This is a genomic window from Devosia sp. (genome assembly GCF_035944845.1).
Lineage (GTDB): Bacteria > Pseudomonadota > Alphaproteobacteria > Rhizobiales > Devosiaceae > Devosia_A.
Genome location: NZ_DASZAW010000066.1, coordinates 91,237 through 106,531, shown reverse-complemented (window position 1 = coordinate 106,531; position 15,295 = coordinate 91,237). Strand labels below are relative to the sequence as shown.

Here is a 15,295-nt window from a genome sequence, read left to right as displayed (position 1 = left end):
TTTTTGGCACCGCATGGAGCGCGCCAGTCATCATTTGACCGATAGCGCCACGTTACCGGTAACATGTTAGCATACAATGGTTTTTCGGCCTTTAGCCGAAAAGATCGCAGTAGATGCAATCGATGTCACAACCGTATTTGTCATACCAGATTGCAGCTATTTCTGTCTGCAGCGGCGGTGTTTGCACTATTGACAGTCAAAAACCGCGAAACTAACGTCCCGTGGTCCTACAAATGTAGGGCAAGGGGACTTTCAACATCTCGTGTCGAGGCAATCCGGTCATGGCGGCCAGGAGCAATGTCGTTCGGCTGAAGCAAGGCGGCGTGCGCAAAAAGCCGGGCGCCGTGCACCTCTATGACTCGGCTGTGGAAACCCTGGTCGGACAGATCAAGGCGCTGATCGACAAGCGCAATCTCGGCGTCGGCGACCCGCTGCCGTCGGAGCGCGAACTGGGCGAGATGTTCACCTCTTCCCGCACCACGGTGCGCGAGGCCATGCGCATTCTCAAGGCCTACGGCGTGGTCGATGTGCGCCCCAAGGTCGGCGCGGTGATCATCGACCGGCGCATGGATGCGGTGTTCGAGCTCTATTCGTTCAATACGCTGGAGCTGAGCCGGCAGACCTTTCTCGACACCCAGGGCTTCCGCCAGCTGATCGAAGTGGGCGCCGTCGACCAGTTGTTCGACCGCGCGACCGGAGAGGACATCGTCCACCTTCGCGAAGCCAACGACGCCATGCGCGAGGAGGAGCAGCTCCACCTCGCCGCCCAGCACGACTTCCGCTTCCACGCGACGCTGGTCGGCATCCTCGGCAACAAGCAGGTCAATGAGATTTACCGGATCATGAAGCCGGTGATGCTGAAAATCATGGAAAGCGGCGTCAACCGCATGAAGACCCATGGGGTCAGCTTCGACGAGCACGGCGGCATTGCCGATGCACTCGAGAGCCGCAACCGCTTTGCCTACCAGTATCGCATGAGCCAGCACCTCGAAGCGGGCCTGGCCTTGTTCAAGGAGTGACACTCGCGCCGTGAACAGCGCGCATCGGGGATTGGCGACGCCGAATGGCGCGCCGCATGGGCCGACATCGGCCCCGACGACGGTGGCAGGCAGAGGACTACCGGCCACCGACTGACCAGCGACTGCCTAGTTGTTTCAGATCGTTCTCTGGGAGGAGAAACCTATGAACGCACTACGCATTGCCTCGGCCGCTATTGTCGGCCTCCTCGTTTCGACCAGCCTCAGCTATGCCGGGCCCAAAGTGGTCTCCGGCCCCGGCGCCGACCCCACCTGCTTTGCCCCGTGGAACGCCGAAACCAAGTACTTCCAGTGGGAAGCCCAGCCCGGGCCGTACCGCATCGCCGTGGTCAACGGCTATGTCGGCAACACCTGGCGCATCCAGATGATCAAGACCGCCAAGGCCTTCGCCGAAGACCCGGCGATCAAGGACAAGATCAAGGAGTTCAAGGTCGTCTCGACCGGCACCGACGCGCCGGCCCAGCTCGGCGCCATCGAGGACTTCATCAACCAGGGCTTTGACGCGATCGTCACCATCGCGGTATCGCCCGAAGGCTTTGACCGCGTCATCCGCCTCGCCGATCGCGAGAACGTCGTCATCGTGCCGTTCGACAACATTCTCGATACCGATGCGGTCATGATGGTCAACGAAGACCAGCTGCAGATGGGCCGCGACTGGGGCAACTTCGTGCTCAAGGAACTGGCGGCCAAGGGCAAGACCTCGGGCAAGATCCTCGAAGTCCGCGGCCTCGCCGGCAACTCGGTGGACCGCGATCGCTCGATCGGCATCCACGAAGTGTTCGACGCCACACCCGGCCCCTGGGAGATCGTCCAGGTGGTCGGCAACTGGGATGATGGTACTGCCCAGAAGGTGACCGCCGACGCACTCGCCGTGCACGGCACCTTCGATGGCGTCATCACCCAGGGCGGCTCGACCGGTACGGTGCAGGCCCTGCTCGATGCCAAGCATCCGTTCGTGCCGGTAGGCGGCGAAGCCGAGAACGGCTTCCGCAAGCTCGTCGCCAAGCACTCGGCCGAGGGACTCACCGGTCTTTCCATCGGCCAGTCGCCGGGCCTTGTCGCCATCTCGATGAAGGCGGCGATCTCGGCGCTCGAAGGCAACGTCATGCCGCAGCTCATCTCGGTGCCGCTGCCGTCGGTCGACTATACCGCGCTCAAGGACGGCGAGAACTACTGGACCGACCTGCCGGACAACTTCTTCACCGTCAATGAATTCCCGCCCTGCGGCGTGAACATCTCTGGCCCTGCCATCATGGCCCAGACCGAAGAGAACGTGCAGTAGACCTCCGCACGGCCTGGAAGCGCGGCCGGTGGTCACCAGACCTTCGACCGCGTGACCGGCGAGGAACGAAACCTGGCCGCTGCGCAGGCTGCGAACGGGTTTTCCAGGTGGTGCCGGGTCCCATCGCCCGGCACCACTTCTCCCTTTCATTGGACGGCTGGGGATTGACGATGCTGGACGAAGAGGCCGCGCGGCCATTCGCCGAACTAAGCGGTGTTTCCAAGTTTTTCTCGGGCGCGCGGGCGCTCGAAGGGGTCGACTTCGCCTGTCGGCAAGGCTCGATCCACGCCATCCTCGGCGAGAACGGCGCCGGTAAATCCACCCTGATCAAGATCATGGCCGGAGTGGTGCAGCCCGATAGCGGCACGCTCACCGTTGCCGGCACGCAGCACCGCTTCTCGCGCCCCGCCGAGGCAGCGAAAGCCGGCATCGTCTGTGTGTTCCAGGAACTGTCGCTGATGCCCGACCTGTCGGTCGCCGACAATATCTCGATTTCCGATCCGCCGCGCCGCTTCGGCCTGATCGACCGCCGCGCTCAGCGCGAGCGCGCCGAGGCGCTGCTGGCCCGCATCCATTGCGAGGACGTCGATCCGCGTTCCCTGATCCGCGATCTCTCGCTGTCGCGCCGGCAGATGGTCGAGATCGCCAAGGCGCTCGGCAAGAACCCCAAGCTGCTGATCCTCGACGAGGCGACCTCGGCGCTCACCAGCCGTGACGTCGACACCGTCTACAACGTGCTCGGCGAACTGAAGACAGAGGGCACCGGCATGCTGTTCATCTCGCATCGCATGCATGAGGTCGAGGCGCTCTGCGACACCCTGTCGGTGTTCCGCAACGGCCGCCATATCGAAACCTTCGACAAGGGCGCCCGCACGCAGGACGAGATCGTCAAGCTGATGATCGGCCGCGACATCGTCCATCAGTTCCCGCCCAAACCACCAGTGCTCGCCCGCAAGCCGCATCTCGCCGTCAGCGACCTCAAATGGGAGAACCGCCTCAATGGCGTCTCGCTATCGGTCGGCAAGGGCGAAATCGTCGGGCTGGGCGGCCTCGATGGCCAGGGCCAGAAGGAGCTACTGCTCGCCCTGTTCGGCGTGCTCCGCGGCGTCGAGGGTAAGGTTACCGTCGGCGGCGAAGGCGGCATCCCTGCCTCGCCCGCCGACGCCAAAGGCGGCCGCAGCCGCATCGCACTCGTGCCGGAGGACCGAAAGACCGAGGGGCTGATGCTGCCGATGTCGATTGCCGACAACCTCCTCGTCGCCAGCTTCGACAAGGTCCGCCAGGGGCCGTTCATCGACCAGGCAAAGTCACGCCAGGCGGTCGCCGACGCCATCGCACAGCTGCAGATCAAGCTCAACAGGCCCGACGATCCGGTCGCCAGCCTGTCCGGCGGCAACCAGCAGAAAGTGGTGATCGCCAAATGGCTGCTCACCCAACCCGAGGTCATGCTGCTCAACGACCCGACCCGAGGCATCGATGTCGGCACCAAACAGGAGCTCTATCGGCTGATGCGCGAGCTCGCCGACAAGGACACGGCGATCCTCTTCTACTCCACCGATTACGCCGAGCTGATCGGCTGCTGCGACCGCGTCGCCGTGATGTATGACGGCCGCATCGTCACCGAGTTCAGTGGCGCTGCCATCACCGAGGAAGCCCTCGTCGCCGCCGCGCTCAACATCACCCGACCCGCCGACACGCAAGCCCGAGAGGCGGTGCCCGCATGAGCGCCGTCACCGCCACCACCCCGCCGCGCGCCTCGGCGCTCGCCATGTCGATCCGCCAGAACCGCGGCTTTTATGGCGCCATCCTGCTGCTCGCCCTGCTCTACCTCGTCTACAACTTCATTCACCCGCGCGGTTTTTCCACCAACGTCTTCATCGCCAATACCAATGAATCGGTAGCCCTCGCCTTCGTTGCCATGGCGCAAGCCATGACAGTGATCGTCGGCGGCCTCGACCTGTCGGTCGGCGCGGTGATGACGCTGACCAGTTGCATCGCCAGCGAACTGGTGCGGGGCGAGCCCTGGCAGATCGTCCTCGGCTGTATCGTCTCGGTCGCCGCAGGCGCCGGCTTCGGTCTCGTCAACGGCCTCGTCATCGTCTACGGCCGACTGCAGCCGATCATCGCAACGCTCGCCACCGGCGCCGTCGCCATCGGCCTTGCGCTGTTGATCCGTCCGCAACCCGGCGGCGAGGTCGATCTCGATCTCAACTGGGCGGTCACCAACTCGATCAAGGATCTGGCCGAGACCTACCACCTGTTCGAGGATGGCGAAGCCGCCTGGCTGCAGCCCGTCGCCTGGGTGCCGGTGCCGCTGCTGATCCTCGTCATTGTCACCGCGGCGGTATGGATACCGTTCCGCCGCACCGTCACCGGCCGCACCCTCTATGCCATCGGCTCATCCGAAGGCGCCGCCTATATGTCCGGTCTGCCGATCAATCGTGCCAAGCTCTGGGCCTTCACCCTTGCCGGGTTCTTTGCCGGCTGCGCCGGGCTCTATCTCGCCATCCAGACCGGCTCCGGCAATGCCGATATCCCGCAGGCCGGCGCTTACACGCTCAACTCCATCGCCGCCGTGGTGCTGGGCGGCATCTCGCTGCTCGGCGGCGTCGGCACGGTGATCGGCGCCTTGATCGGCGCACTGATCCTGCGCGCCATCTCGTTCTACTTCCGCATTCTGTCGATCGATCCACTGCTCCAGCCGCTGGTCGAAGGCGTGGTGCTGCTTGCCGCCGTCAGCCTCGGCGCCATCCGCACGCTGCGGGTGAAGAACCGTCTCGAACTTTTCAGGTAGGACCGGACCCATGGCCAACGACCTCACCCTGCCCCGCCTGAAAGCCGACGACCTGCCGATCGTCATCTCCGCCGGCTTCGTCCTGGTGATCCTGGCGCTCGGCTCGATCTATACCGTGGCGACGCTCGGCACGATGCCGCTGCTCAGCCCCAACTACCTGCTGACGCAGTTGCAGACCGGCGCCTTCCTCGGCATCGTCGCCGCCGGCATGATGATGGTGATCCTGCTCGGCCACATCGACCTCAGCGTCCCCTGGACGATGACCGCCGCGGCGATGATGGCGACCACCGTCGGCGGCCCCGCCGCCATCCCGACCGGCCTCGCCATCGGGCTGCTGGTCGGCTTGTTCAACGGCTTCGGCGTCGCTTACCTGCGCATCCCCTCGATGATCTTCACCCTTGGCGTCGACTCCGTCATGCGTGGGCTGATGATCGCCCATACCGGCGGCTTCGCTCCGCAGGATTCCGCCACTCCCCTGATGCGCTACCTCGCCGCCGACAAGCTGCTCGGCATTCCCGTCGCCATCTTCGTCTGGGCCGCGGTCTCCATCGTCATCGCCGCCATCCTCAGCCGCACTGCTTTCGGCAAGGCCATCTACGCCACCGGTAACCGCGAGGCAGCGTCGTACTTGAGCGGCATCCGCACCCGCTGGGTCATCGTCGGGGCCTTCGTCATCTCCGGCTTGTGCGCCGCACTCGCCGGAGTGCTGCTCGCCGGCTATTCCGCCAAGGCCTACCAGGGCATGGGCAACGCCTACCTGCTGCCGGCTATCGCCGCGGTGGTGATCGGCGGCACCCACATTCTCGGCGGCCGTGGCCGCTTCATCGGCACCGTGGTCGGGGTGATCCTGATCGTCTTGCTCAACTCGGTACTGTCGATCATGCAGATGCCCGAGGCCGGCCGGCAGATCATCTATGGCCTCGTGATCATCGTCATGCTGCTGGTCTACGGACGCACGGCGAAGGTGACGAGTTGATTGTGACGTGGGGCTCTGGCACAGCCGTCCCCTAGCCACCGGCCGACGTCCCGACGAAAGCCGGGACCCACTGCTCGGACGGCCCAACGTGCCGGATCTCTCCGGTCCTTCAGCGCAAGTTCGGCGGCGTCACGGTGCGCGACACCACCGAGCACTGGGCCCCGGCCTTCGCCGGGGTGACGACGGAGTGTGTGTCGGCGATGCAGCAAACCAGGAACACCGTCGCTGAAGTGTTCGGCGTCTTCCTGCTGCTCGGGCTCACCAGTTTCGGCGGCCCGGTGGCGCACCTGGGCTATTTCCGCACCGAGTTCGTCGCCCGCCGCCACTGGCTCGACGATGCCGCCTATGCCGATCTCGTGGCGCTTTGCCAGTTTCTGCCCGGTCCGGCCTCCAGCCAGGTCGGCATCGCCATCGGCAAACTGCGCGCCGGCTACTGGGGCGGCATCGCCGCCTGGGTGGCGTTCACCCTGCCCTCGGTCATCCTGCTGCTGGCCTTTGCCTATGGCGCCACCCGCCTTGCCGGGCCGCTGGCCGATGGCGTGCTGCACGGCCTCAAGCTCGCGGCGCTTGCCGTGGTGGCGCAGGCGGTGTGGGCGATGTCGAAATCGCTGACCCCGGACCTCAGGCGCAGGCTCATCGCGCTGGCTGCTGCAGCGATTGCTCTGCTGCTGCCGTCGGGCCTCACCCAGCTGGCACTGATCGCCGCTGCCGCCCTTGCCGGCTATCTGCTGGCGCCACCCGCCGCCGTTGCGCGCCCGGCCCTCGATCGTACCAGCACGATCTTTCTGGCGCTGTTCTTCGGCCTGTTAATCGTCCTGCCGATTCTCGCTGCCGGCGGCAACGCCTTCATGGTGGTGGCCGAGAAATTCTACCGCACCGGCTCGCTGGTATTCGGCGGCGGCCATGTGGTGCTGCCGCTGCTCGAGGCCGAACTGGTGACGCCGGGGCTGATCGACCGCAACCTGTTCCTCGCCGGCTATGGCGCGGCGCAGGCAGTGCCCGGCCCGCTCTTTGCTTTCGCCGCCTATACTGGTGCACTGCTCAACGCCCCGCCCAACGGCATTGCCGGCGCGCTGCTCGGGCTCGGCGCCATTTACCTGCCGTCATTCCTGCTGGTTTTCGGTACCCTGCCCTACTGGCAATCGCTGCGCGCCAACCCGCGGCTGCGCGCCGGGCTCGATCTCGCCAACGCCGCCGTGGTCGGCTTGTTGCTGGCAACGCTCTACGACCCGGTCTTCACCAGCGCCGTGTTCGGTCCGCTCGACCTCGCCTGGGCCATTGCCGCTCTGGCCCTGCTGCTGATCCGCACCCCGCCGTGGCTGGTCGTGCTGCTGAGCGCGGTCACGGGAGCAGCGTTGGGGCTGCTTTAGTTGAGATCACATGGTCGGCAGCGCCTGCACCGGTAGTGCCACACTATCAGTCGGGGCCTGCACGATTCAGCACCCGTGCGAACCCTCAGGGCCGCCGGGCGATCAGGTCGATCTCGACCAGCGCTCCCACCGCCAGCGCCGTGACCCCGACCGTGGTCCGGGCCGGCAGTTTTCCCGCCTCGAAAAAGCTCGGCCACAGCGCATTGAGCGCCGCATAGTCCCGCTGAAACTCGGTGAGATAGATGCGCGCCATGGTCACGTGCTCGAGCCCCAGCCCGACCCCGCCGAGGATCAGCTTCAGGTTGTCGATCACCCGGCGCGTCTGTGCCTCGATGCCCTCCGGCAGCGGCGCATCGGGTGCCGCCGGGTCGGTCGGCATCTGCCCGGTGATGAACACGAAGCCGTCGGCCTCGACCGCATGGCTGAACGGCGCCACCGGCTGTGGTCCGCTGGAAATCATGTGATGAGTTGGCAACGACATTGCTCATTCCTGCTGTCTTGCTGCCCTCTCGCCCCCACGGCCCGAGGTCAGCAGACAGGGCTTTAGCACGTTCACGCGGAGTTCATGCACCCCTCTTCAAATTGTCGCAAAGCGAGCGCCCATGGCGGCTGGTGGTATCAGGCCATTCGTGACACGCTGCCGCGTGGGGCTTGGGGCTCCGCGCCCTATCCCCGAGGAGCTTCCAGGAGCCAATGTTCGAATTTCTTCACTCCATCTCGACCTGGCTCGAACTGTTCCTGCAGGGCATTTCCGACAATTTCTGGCTTTCGCTGCTGTTCATCTTTCTCGTCTGCATCGGCGAAGCCGTGTTCATCGTCGGGCTGCTGGTGCCGTCGCTTCCCATCCTGCTGCTGACCGGCGGCCTCATCGCCCAGGGCAGCCTGCCGTTCTGGCCGATCTTCTTTGCCGCGGTGCTCGGCGCCATTATCGGTGACGCCATTTCCTACACGGTCGGCTACCTGCTCAAGGACAAGATCCGAACGGTCTGGCCATTCAAGAACCACCTGAAGCTGATCGAACAGGGCGAGGTGTTCTTCGCCCGGCACGGCGGCAAGGCGATTTTCATCGGCCGCTTCATCACCGGGGTCAAAGCCGTCATTCCCGGCGTCGCCGGCATGATGAGCATGTCCTACCGGCACTTCTCGGTGATCAACGTCATCTCCGCCTTCGTCTGGGCGGCCGTGCACATCCTGCCCGGCGTGCTGCTCACCGGCTGGCTCAAGTCCATCGGACTGAGCCTCGAGCTCGTGATCATCGTGGGCGCCATCGTCCTGACCGTGGCCTTCCTCGTCGTCCACTTCTGGAAGCGGATTCTCCTCGCCTTCGCCCCGTTCATGGGCGAGTTCGGGCGCTCGCTGCAGGCGCGCTGGCAGAAGCCCGAGGCCGGGCACTAGAGCGACCCGCTCAAGCCCCTGTCATACGCATCTCACGTCGGCCCGCTATTGAGGACCGATGCTCGAGATTTTCACTGCATTCACCGGCTGGCTGGAGATGGTGCTCGAAACCATCTCGGGCAATTTCTGGCTGAGCCTGTGGTTCATTTTCCTGATCGCCGCCACCGAAGCGGTGTTCATCCTCGGCCTGTTCATTCCCTCGACGCCGGTGCTGCTGCTGGCCGGCGGGCTCATTGCTCAGGGGAAACTGCCGTTCTGGGAGATCTACCTCGCCGCGGTGTTCGGCGCCGTGGTCGGTGATGCGATCTCCTACACCCTTGGCTTCTGGCTCAAGGATCGCATCAAGACGCTCTGGCCGTTCCGCAACCACCTGCCGCTGATCGCCCGCGGCGAAGCCTTCTTCGCCCGCCACGGCGGCAAGTCGGTGTTCATCGGCCGCTTCATTCCCGGGGTGAAGGCCGTGGTGCCCGGCATTGCCGGCATGTTCGGCATGAACTATCGGCACTTTTCCATCATCAACGTCACCTCGGCTTTCGTCTGGGCGGCCGCCCACATCCTGCCCGGCATGCTGCTTTCCGCCTGGCTGAGGTCGATGGGGTTGAGCCTCGAACTGGTGATCATCGTCGGGGCGCTGGTGTTGGTGGTGGTGTTCCTCTTCATCCACTACTGGCGGTCGATCCTTCCGCTGGCCATGAGGCGAACCCCTCCCTCCCCCCGCGGCGCTACCGCGTCCGCTAGGAAGGGAGGGATTGAGGGAGGGGGTAGTGAGGGGAACCTCGGTGCTGACTTCACCACCCCCACCCCCCACCCGTCCCCTCCTAGCGGACGCAGTAGCGCCGCGGGGGGACGGGAGCTAAGAGATCGCTGACTCCCCTTGCGTCATGGCAGCTTGAGGCGGAATATCACCCCACCATGCGCATCCCGGTCCGGCTCGCTTCGATCCTGTCGCGCCTCCTGTTGGCGCTTATGCTGCTGTTTGCGGCGCCCACCGCTTTTGCCGACGACGCCGCCGACCGTGCCGCCATCGACAGCCTGTTCGCGCAATTGCGTGTCGCGCCCGATGCGGCAACCGCTCAGGCCATCGATTCGCAGATCTGGACCTATTGGACCACGCCCTCGGAGCCGATCCTCGCCGGCCGCATGCGCGAGGTGCTGGCGGCACGCGGTTCGGGCGATGCCGCCGGTGCGCTGCGCCTGCTCGACAAGCTGATCGCCGATTACCCCGACTATGCCGAAGGCTGGAACCAGCGCGCCACCATCTATTACACGCTCGGCAATTTCGAAGCCTCGATCGCCGATTGCGAAAAGGTGCTGGCGATCGAACCCCGCCATTTCGGCGCCCTTTCCGGTCGCGCCCTGATGTACCTGCAGTTGGGCAAGCGCGCCCTGGCGCTCAAGGATATGGCCGCGGCCCTCGCCGTCCATCCGTTCCTCAGCGAGCGGCGGCTGTTCCCCGAACTGGGTGAGCCGATGACGCAGATCTGACCAGCGCCCGCCCCCTCTTCCACCTGCCCGCCCGCACCCCATATGACTAGCACGACCGGCGTCCACCCGCCGCCGAACTGAAAGGCCCGCTATGTCTGGCGAACTCCCCGTCGAGCACGAAGAAGCCAATGGTCGCGGCCGCTACGTGGTCTATCTGCCCGACGGCTCCGAAGCCGAAATGACGTACCAGCGCCGCGACGCCAACACCATCATCGCCGACCATACCGGCGTGCCGCCGCAGCACCGCAACCTCGGCCTGGCGCTTAGGCTGGTGGAAACCGCCATCGCCGACGCGCGCGCCACTGGCAGCAAGATCGTGCCGGTCTGCTCCTACGTCGTGGCGCAGTTTCGCCGCCACCCGGAGTGGGCAGACCTCCGGGCCTGACTTCGCGGCGAGGTTGTCGCCTCGTTCGCTGGCATTTTAGCAAAATGCTAACCATCCCGATGCGTCGAGCGGGCCTCTGAGGCAACCCAACAGCTCCAGCAGTGGTTTTCCCAGTCCATAAAGGAACTGGAAACCATGCGCCTCGCGGTCGCCACCTTCGCCTTTGTCGTTGCCGCCACCTGCGCCCAGGCGCAGCAGGCGGTGACCATCCCGATCGCCCCGCTCACCGCCGAAGCGGTGAACGCGGCCGACATCTCCACTATCCCCGCGGTCTATGCGGCCCCGGTCGAGCCCACCGATCCCGCGGTTACGGTGGAGCGGCACCCCGATCCAGCCATCGTCCGCCTGCAGGTGCTGCTCGATCGCGCCGGCGCGTCCCCCGGCGTCATCGATGGCTTCGATGGCGATAATGTCAGGAAGGCCGTGCTCGCCTTCGAGCTCATGCGGGGGTTACCGCCCGACGGCGCCCTCGACCCCGACGTGCTCGCCGCACTTGAAACCGGCGGCCCGGTGATCGGCGACTACGCCGTCATCGCCGACGACCTCAACGCCATCGGCGCGCCGACCCCCGCCGATTATGCCGAGCAGGCCAAGCGCAAGTTCCTCGGCTACGCCTCGATCGAGGAGTCGCTGGCCGAGCGCTTCCACATGGATATCGACCTCTTGAAAGCGCTCAACCCCGGCGCCAGCTACGTCACCGGAGAGCCGATCTACGTTGCCGCCTATGGCCCCGACCTCGAGGGAGAGGTCGCGTACATCGAAGCCGACAAGTCGCAGCGCCAGGTCCGCGCCTACGGTACCGACGGGCGGCTGATCGCTGCCTACCCGGCCACCATCGGCTCGGCGGAAAACCCCTCGCCCTCGGGGACCCACATCGTCGAAGGCGTCGCCCCGATGCCCGAATATACCTACAACCCCAAGATCAACTTCCAGCAGGGCGAGAACACCGAGGTGCTCACCATCCCGCCCGGGCCCAACGGTCCGGTCGGTTCGATGTGGATCGACCTGAGCGAGCCCACCTTTGGTATCCACGGCACGCCGGAACCGTCCCTGATCGACAAGACCGGCTCACACGGCTGCGTCCGCCTTACCAACTGGGATGCCAACGAACTGGCGAAGATGGTGAAACCGGGCGTCCCCGTCGACTTCGTCGGTTGAGGTGACGCACAGTCGGCAGTCGCGAGGCCTGTCACGAGCCCACGTCTCTTCAACTGCCTACCGCCGACTGTCGACTGCCGATCTCACGCCAGGAAATCCCGCACCGCCAGCAGTTCCTCGCGGCGGATTTCGTGTCCGCCCTCGTGCCAGAACAGCGTTACCTCCGCGCCCTGCTCCTTGAAGTACGCCGAAAGCAGTTCCGCCGAATGCACCGGCGCGATCGGGTCGCGGCGGCCGGCGGTGATGATGATCCGTTTCCCCTTCAATCCAGGCTGCGGCTTGGGGGTAAACGGAATCAGCGGGTGCATCAGCACCGCGACGTCGAACTGTCCCGGCGCCTCGAACAAGACCGAGGCGAGAATGTTGGCCCCGTTCGAGTAGCCGAGCCCGAGCACTTGTTTCGCATTCCCTTTGCTGGCGCCGACAAAGCCCGCAAGCTTCTCGGTCGCCCGCTTGAGGTCCGCCATGTCGTAGCGGCCCTCGCCGACGCGCCTGAAGTAGCGCAGCGCGCCCCCTTCGGAGACGTCGCCACGCACTCCAATGCGTCGCGCTCCCGGTTTCAGCTCGCCAGCGAGGTCGGTGAACTGATGCTCGTCGCCGCCGGTGCCGTGGAGCAGGTAGAAGGCCGGCGCATCCTCGGATGCGCCGGGGATATTCACGTTGACGTAGCTGTCGATCGTCTCGGCCATCATGCTACTTCCTTGTCTTCGAGTGGCTGCAGCGTCTGCTCCAGCGTGGCTCTGAGGTGCTCGTGCTGCCTGGGCAGCTTCAGCGTTTCGCCGAGGTGCGCAGTGTCCTCGTCCCGGTCGAAACCAGGCTCGTTCGTCGCGATCTCGAACAGCACGCCGCCCGGCGTCCGGAAGTAGATCGCCCAGAAATAGTCCCGGTCGATCACCGGCGTCACCTGATAGCCGGTGTCGAGCAAGGCTTGCCGCACCTCGAGCTGCGCCGCGCGGTTCTCCACCGCGAAGGCGATGTGATGCACCGAACCCGCGCCGAGATCGGCCCGGTTGGCATCGGGCAGCACCTCGATGTCGATGGTGTTGGCTGGGTTGCCGTCCGGCCGGATCAGCCGATGCACGTTCCCCGAGCTCTCGGCGTTCTCATAGCCCATGAACTTCAGCAGTTCCTCGGTGGCGCCGCCATCGCGCAGCCGCATCGAAGCCGAGTGGAAGCCGCGGATGGCGTGCTCCGCATCGACACCATTACCGGTCCACGGCAGGCGGGTATCACCAGCGTTTTCGACCAGGGCCAGCGCATCGCCTTCCGGCGCCCGAAAGCTCAGCCGCTTCTCGCCAAAGCTTTCGAAGAGCGCCAGATCGCCGACGCGATCCGCGGCGAGCCGCTCCTGCCAGTAGCTGAGCGAACCCTCAGGCACCGAGAACACCGTGGTGCCGACCTCGCCGACGCCAGGCCGGCCGCGGGCGATATGCGGGAACGGGAAATGCGTCATGACCGTACCCGGCGTGCCGACCTCGTCACCGTAATAGAGGTGATAGACATCGGGCGCGTCGAAGTTGACCGTCTGCTTGACCCGGCGCAGGCCGAGCGTCTTGGAAAAGAAGTGGTTGTTCTCGGCCGCATCGCGCGCCATCGAGGTGACGTGGTGCAGGCCCTTGATCTGAGTGATCATTGCTAACTCCTGTGCGGCGTATTGCCGGTCGTTTCGACAGTAGAGATAGGCCACCGGCATTCACTCGAATAGCGCACCGTCTGCGCAAGGGATTGTTTGATTTGATCGAACAATCTCACCTTACGGTGTGTTCACTTGACCTGTCGAAGCGGCCTCGGCTAAATCCTGACTATGGAAGTCATAAATAGATCAATCGAGCGTATTCGGCTCGAAACCCGCATCCGCATCCTCGATGTCGCATCGGTCGTCGATATCACCCCGCATATGCGCCGCATCCGGCTCACCGGCCCGGAACTCGCGGGCTTTCAATCCCCGGGCCATGCCGACCACGTCAAGGTATTCCTCTCCTCCGACGGCAAGCCGCTGCCCCGTCCCGAGCGCCATCCCGACGGCCTGGTCTGGCCCGATGACGTGAGTAAGCCCTTCGTCCGCGAATACACGCCCCGCTACTTCGATGCCGAAGCGCTGACCCTCGACCTCGATTTCGTATTGCATGGCGATGGCCCGGCCGCGGGCTGGGCGGCTCAGGCCAAGCCCGGAGATCAACTGATGATCGGCGGGCCGCGCGGCAGCATCCGGGTCCCCGAGGCCTTCGACTGGTACTTCATCGCCGGCGATGAGACGGCGCTCCCCGCCATTGGTCGCCGCATCGAGGAACTGCCGGCGGGAAAGCCGGCAATCGCCGTCATCGAAGTGCCGGAAGCCGCCGACGAACAGCGCTTCGAGACCGGCTCGCCGATCCAGATCCATTGGATCCACCGCAATGGCCGCGAGGCCGGGGTCGACAACCTGATCCTGCCCGCTGTCGCCGAAATCGGTTTCCCGCCAGGCGAGGGCTTCGCCTTCGTTGCCGGCGAAGCCCAGATGGCCAAAGCCCTGCGCCACCATCTCGTCGCGCGCGGCTTCAACAACGACTACATCCGGGCGGCGGGATACTGGCTGCGGGGCGAAGCCGGGGACTAGCCGACTGATAGAGACGCCCCCTCCCGGCCGTCTGCTTCAGCCCGCGCTTAGCCTGTCCCGGAACTTGAGCGTCTCCACCGTCGGCCCGCTCGGCTTGTACTCGAGCCCGATCAGCCCGTCATAGCCGTGCGCTTCGAGCCACTCGAGCCGCTCCGCATAATCCATGCGGCCACTGCCCGGCTCCGCGCGGCCGGGCGTGTCGGCAAGGTGCACATGCACCACGCGATCGAGCCGGCCCGAGAGCACGTCGATCTCCTCGCCCATGACTGCCGCGTGGTAGATGTCATAGAGCAGCTTGATCTCCGGCCGGGCCACTTCGTCGACGATGTCGAGCCCCTCCTCGGTCGAGGTCAGGTAGTAGCCCGGATGGTCGACCCGGTCGTTGAGCGGCTCGAGCGCCAGCACCACGTCCGAACCTTCGAGGATTTTTGCTGCTTCCTTCAGCACCTTGACGATCGCCGCGTGCTGCGCCGCGCGCGCCACACCCGGCTGGTTGTCGCCGGCCTGGGCGATGATCACCTTGGCGCCCAGTTGCAGCGCTGCGGCCAGCGAGGTGCGGACGCCTTCGAGGAACCACTGATGCGATTCCGGATTAGTCAGCGGCGCGATCGGCTCGCACAGAATCCCCGCCAGGGTCAGCCCGGTCTCATCGAGCGCCAGCTTGATCGCATCGCAATCCTTATTGGAGAAACGCCAGAACTCGACGGCGTCGAGACCCGCAGCCTTGGCCGCGCGGACCCGGTTGGCAACGTCGGGTTCTTCGGTGGCGAACAGCCACTCGATGCAGGCGGAATAACGCATGAGACCTCAGAGAATA

Annotated in this window: 16 protein-coding genes; 12 read left to right on the top strand and 4 right to left on the bottom strand. The window is 65.2% G+C overall.

Annotation, left to right across the window (positions count from 1 at the left end):
* The first annotated feature begins 281 nt into the window (after window positions 1-281).
* The 6 genes from VGV07_RS11885 (at window position 282) to chrA (ending at window position 7,459) form a co-directional block, all read left to right on the top strand.
* Window positions 282-1,019, top strand: coding sequence for a FadR/GntR family transcriptional regulator (locus tag VGV07_RS11885; RefSeq protein ID WP_326868907.1), 738 nt, complete (start codon window positions 282-284; stop codon window positions 1,017-1,019).
* A 163-nt stretch (window positions 1,020-1,182) separates the two neighbouring features.
* Window positions 1,183-2,319, top strand: coding sequence for a sugar ABC transporter substrate-binding protein (locus VGV07_RS11880; RefSeq protein ID WP_326868906.1), 1,137 nt, complete (start codon window positions 1,183-1,185; stop codon window positions 2,317-2,319).
* 170 nt (window positions 2,320-2,489) lie between these two features.
* Window positions 2,490-4,043 carry a sugar ABC transporter ATP-binding protein gene (locus VGV07_RS11875; protein WP_326868905.1) on the top strand — a complete coding sequence of 518 codons (1,554 nt, stop codon included), beginning with the start codon at window positions 2,490-2,492 and terminating at the stop codon, window positions 4,041-4,043.
* Window positions 4,040-5,113, top strand: coding sequence for an ABC transporter permease (locus VGV07_RS11870; RefSeq protein WP_326868904.1), 1,074 nt, complete (start codon window positions 4,040-4,042; stop codon window positions 5,111-5,113). Before VGV07_RS11875 ends, VGV07_RS11870 begins: the two co-directional genes overlap by 4 nt.
* A gap of 10 nt (window positions 5,114-5,123) precedes the next feature.
* The gene (locus tag VGV07_RS11865) at window positions 5,124-6,089 is read left to right on the top strand and encodes an ABC transporter permease (protein ID WP_326868903.1); all 966 of its coding nucleotides are present in this window, start codon (window positions 5,124-5,126) and stop codon (window positions 6,087-6,089) included.
* 200 nt (window positions 6,090-6,289) lie between these two features.
* Window positions 6,290-7,459 carry a chromate efflux transporter gene (chrA, locus tag VGV07_RS11860; protein ID WP_414649942.1) on the top strand — a complete coding sequence of 390 codons (1,170 nt, stop codon included), beginning with the start codon at window positions 6,290-6,292 and terminating at the stop codon, window positions 7,457-7,459.
* 85 nt (window positions 7,460-7,544) lie between these two features.
* On the opposite strand, the gene VGV07_RS11855 is transcribed toward chrA, so the two are convergent.
* Window positions 7,545-7,919, bottom strand: a complete 375-nt coding sequence (locus tag VGV07_RS11855) for a RidA family protein (RefSeq protein ID WP_326868925.1) — start codon at window positions 7,917-7,919, stop codon at window positions 7,545-7,547.
* Between the two features lie 233 nt (window positions 7,920-8,152).
* Between VGV07_RS11855 and VGV07_RS11850 the strand changes: the two genes are divergently transcribed.
* From VGV07_RS11850 to VGV07_RS11830, 5 genes are all read left to right on the top strand, one after another.
* Window positions 8,153-8,854 carry a DedA family protein gene (locus tag VGV07_RS11850; protein ID WP_326868901.1) on the top strand — a complete coding sequence of 234 codons (702 nt, stop codon included), beginning with the start codon at window positions 8,153-8,155 and terminating at the stop codon, window positions 8,852-8,854.
* 58 nt (window positions 8,855-8,912) lie between these two features.
* On the top strand, window positions 8,913-9,722 hold the full coding sequence (locus VGV07_RS11845) for a DedA family protein (RefSeq protein ID WP_326868900.1): 810 nt from the start codon (window positions 8,913-8,915) through the stop codon (window positions 9,720-9,722).
* A gap of 44 nt (window positions 9,723-9,766) precedes the next feature.
* Window positions 9,767-10,339 carry a tetratricopeptide repeat protein gene (locus VGV07_RS11840; RefSeq protein WP_326868899.1) on the top strand — a complete coding sequence of 191 codons (573 nt, stop codon included), beginning with the start codon at window positions 9,767-9,769 and terminating at the stop codon, window positions 10,337-10,339.
* 91 nt (window positions 10,340-10,430) lie between these two features.
* Complete coding sequence (locus VGV07_RS11835; RefSeq protein ID WP_326868898.1) at window positions 10,431-10,724, top strand: GNAT family N-acetyltransferase; 294 nt, start codon at window positions 10,431-10,433, stop codon at window positions 10,722-10,724.
* A gap of 135 nt (window positions 10,725-10,859) precedes the next feature.
* Window positions 10,860-11,882: a L,D-transpeptidase gene (locus VGV07_RS11830; RefSeq protein WP_326868896.1), complete on the top strand. Its 1,023-nt coding sequence runs from the start codon at window positions 10,860-10,862 to the stop codon at window positions 11,880-11,882.
* An 83-nt stretch (window positions 11,883-11,965) separates the two neighbouring features.
* Here VGV07_RS11830 and VGV07_RS11825 read toward each other — a convergent pair whose 3' ends face one another.
* Window positions 11,966-12,571 (bottom strand): alpha/beta hydrolase, encoded by a 606-nt coding sequence (locus VGV07_RS11825; protein WP_414649941.1) that lies wholly within the window; start codon window positions 12,569-12,571, stop codon window positions 11,966-11,968.
* Entirely contained in the window at window positions 12,571-13,515 is a 945-nt protein-coding gene (locus VGV07_RS11820; RefSeq protein ID WP_326868893.1) for a VOC family protein, read from the bottom strand. Before VGV07_RS11820 ends, VGV07_RS11825 begins: the two co-directional genes overlap by 1 nt.
* Before the next feature lie 171 nt (window positions 13,516-13,686).
* Here VGV07_RS11820 and VGV07_RS11815 point away from each other — a divergent pair, with 171 nt between their 5' ends.
* The gene (locus tag VGV07_RS11815; protein ID WP_326868892.1) at window positions 13,687-14,478 is read left to right on the top strand and encodes a siderophore-interacting protein; all 792 of its coding nucleotides are present in this window, start codon (window positions 13,687-13,689) and stop codon (window positions 14,476-14,478) included.
* Window positions 14,479-14,514: 36 nt separating this feature from the next.
* On the opposite strand, the gene VGV07_RS11810 is transcribed toward VGV07_RS11815, so the two are convergent.
* Window positions 14,515-15,279 carry a hydroxypyruvate isomerase family protein gene (locus tag VGV07_RS11810; protein WP_326868891.1) on the bottom strand — a complete coding sequence of 255 codons (765 nt, stop codon included), beginning with the start codon at window positions 15,277-15,279 and terminating at the stop codon, window positions 14,515-14,517.
* Between the last annotated feature and the right edge of the window lie 16 nt (window positions 15,280-15,295).

Coding starts and splice junctions, on each gene's coding strand:
- VGV07_RS11825 (WP_414649941.1), bottom strand. CDS start 12,571: ATGGCCGAGACGATCGACAGCTACGTCAACGTGAATATCCCCGGCGCA.
- VGV07_RS11865 (WP_326868903.1), top strand. CDS start 5,124: ATGGCCAACGACCTCACCCTGCCCCGCCTGAAAGCCGACGACCTGCCG.
- VGV07_RS11875 (WP_326868905.1), top strand. CDS start 2,490: ATGCTGGACGAAGAGGCCGCGCGGCCATTCGCCGAACTAAGCGGTGTT.
- VGV07_RS11815 (WP_326868892.1), top strand. CDS start 13,687: ATGGAAGTCATAAATAGATCAATCGAGCGTATTCGGCTCGAAACCCGC.
- chrA (WP_414649942.1), top strand. CDS start 6,290: ATGCAGCAAACCAGGAACACCGTCGCTGAAGTGTTCGGCGTCTTCCTG.
- VGV07_RS11855 (WP_326868925.1), bottom strand. CDS start 7,919: ATGATTTCCAGCGGACCACAGCCGGTGGCGCCGTTCAGCCATGCGGTC.
- VGV07_RS11810 (WP_326868891.1), bottom strand. CDS start 15,279: ATGCGTTATTCCGCCTGCATCGAGTGGCTGTTCGCCACCGAAGAACCC.
- VGV07_RS11830 (WP_326868896.1), top strand. CDS start 10,860: ATGCGCCTCGCGGTCGCCACCTTCGCCTTTGTCGTTGCCGCCACCTGC.
- VGV07_RS11885 (WP_326868907.1), top strand. CDS start 282: ATGGCGGCCAGGAGCAATGTCGTTCGGCTGAAGCAAGGCGGCGTGCGC.
- VGV07_RS11870 (WP_326868904.1), top strand. CDS start 4,040: ATGAGCGCCGTCACCGCCACCACCCCGCCGCGCGCCTCGGCGCTCGCC.
- VGV07_RS11840 (WP_326868899.1), top strand. CDS start 9,767: ATGCGCATCCCGGTCCGGCTCGCTTCGATCCTGTCGCGCCTCCTGTTG.
- VGV07_RS11880 (WP_326868906.1), top strand. CDS start 1,183: ATGAACGCACTACGCATTGCCTCGGCCGCTATTGTCGGCCTCCTCGTT.
- VGV07_RS11850 (WP_326868901.1), top strand. CDS start 8,153: ATGTTCGAATTTCTTCACTCCATCTCGACCTGGCTCGAACTGTTCCTG.
- VGV07_RS11835 (WP_326868898.1), top strand. CDS start 10,431: ATGTCTGGCGAACTCCCCGTCGAGCACGAAGAAGCCAATGGTCGCGGC.
- VGV07_RS11820 (WP_326868893.1), bottom strand. CDS start 13,515: ATGATCACTCAGATCAAGGGCCTGCACCACGTCACCTCGATGGCGCGC.
- VGV07_RS11845 (WP_326868900.1), top strand. CDS start 8,913: ATGCTCGAGATTTTCACTGCATTCACCGGCTGGCTGGAGATGGTGCTC.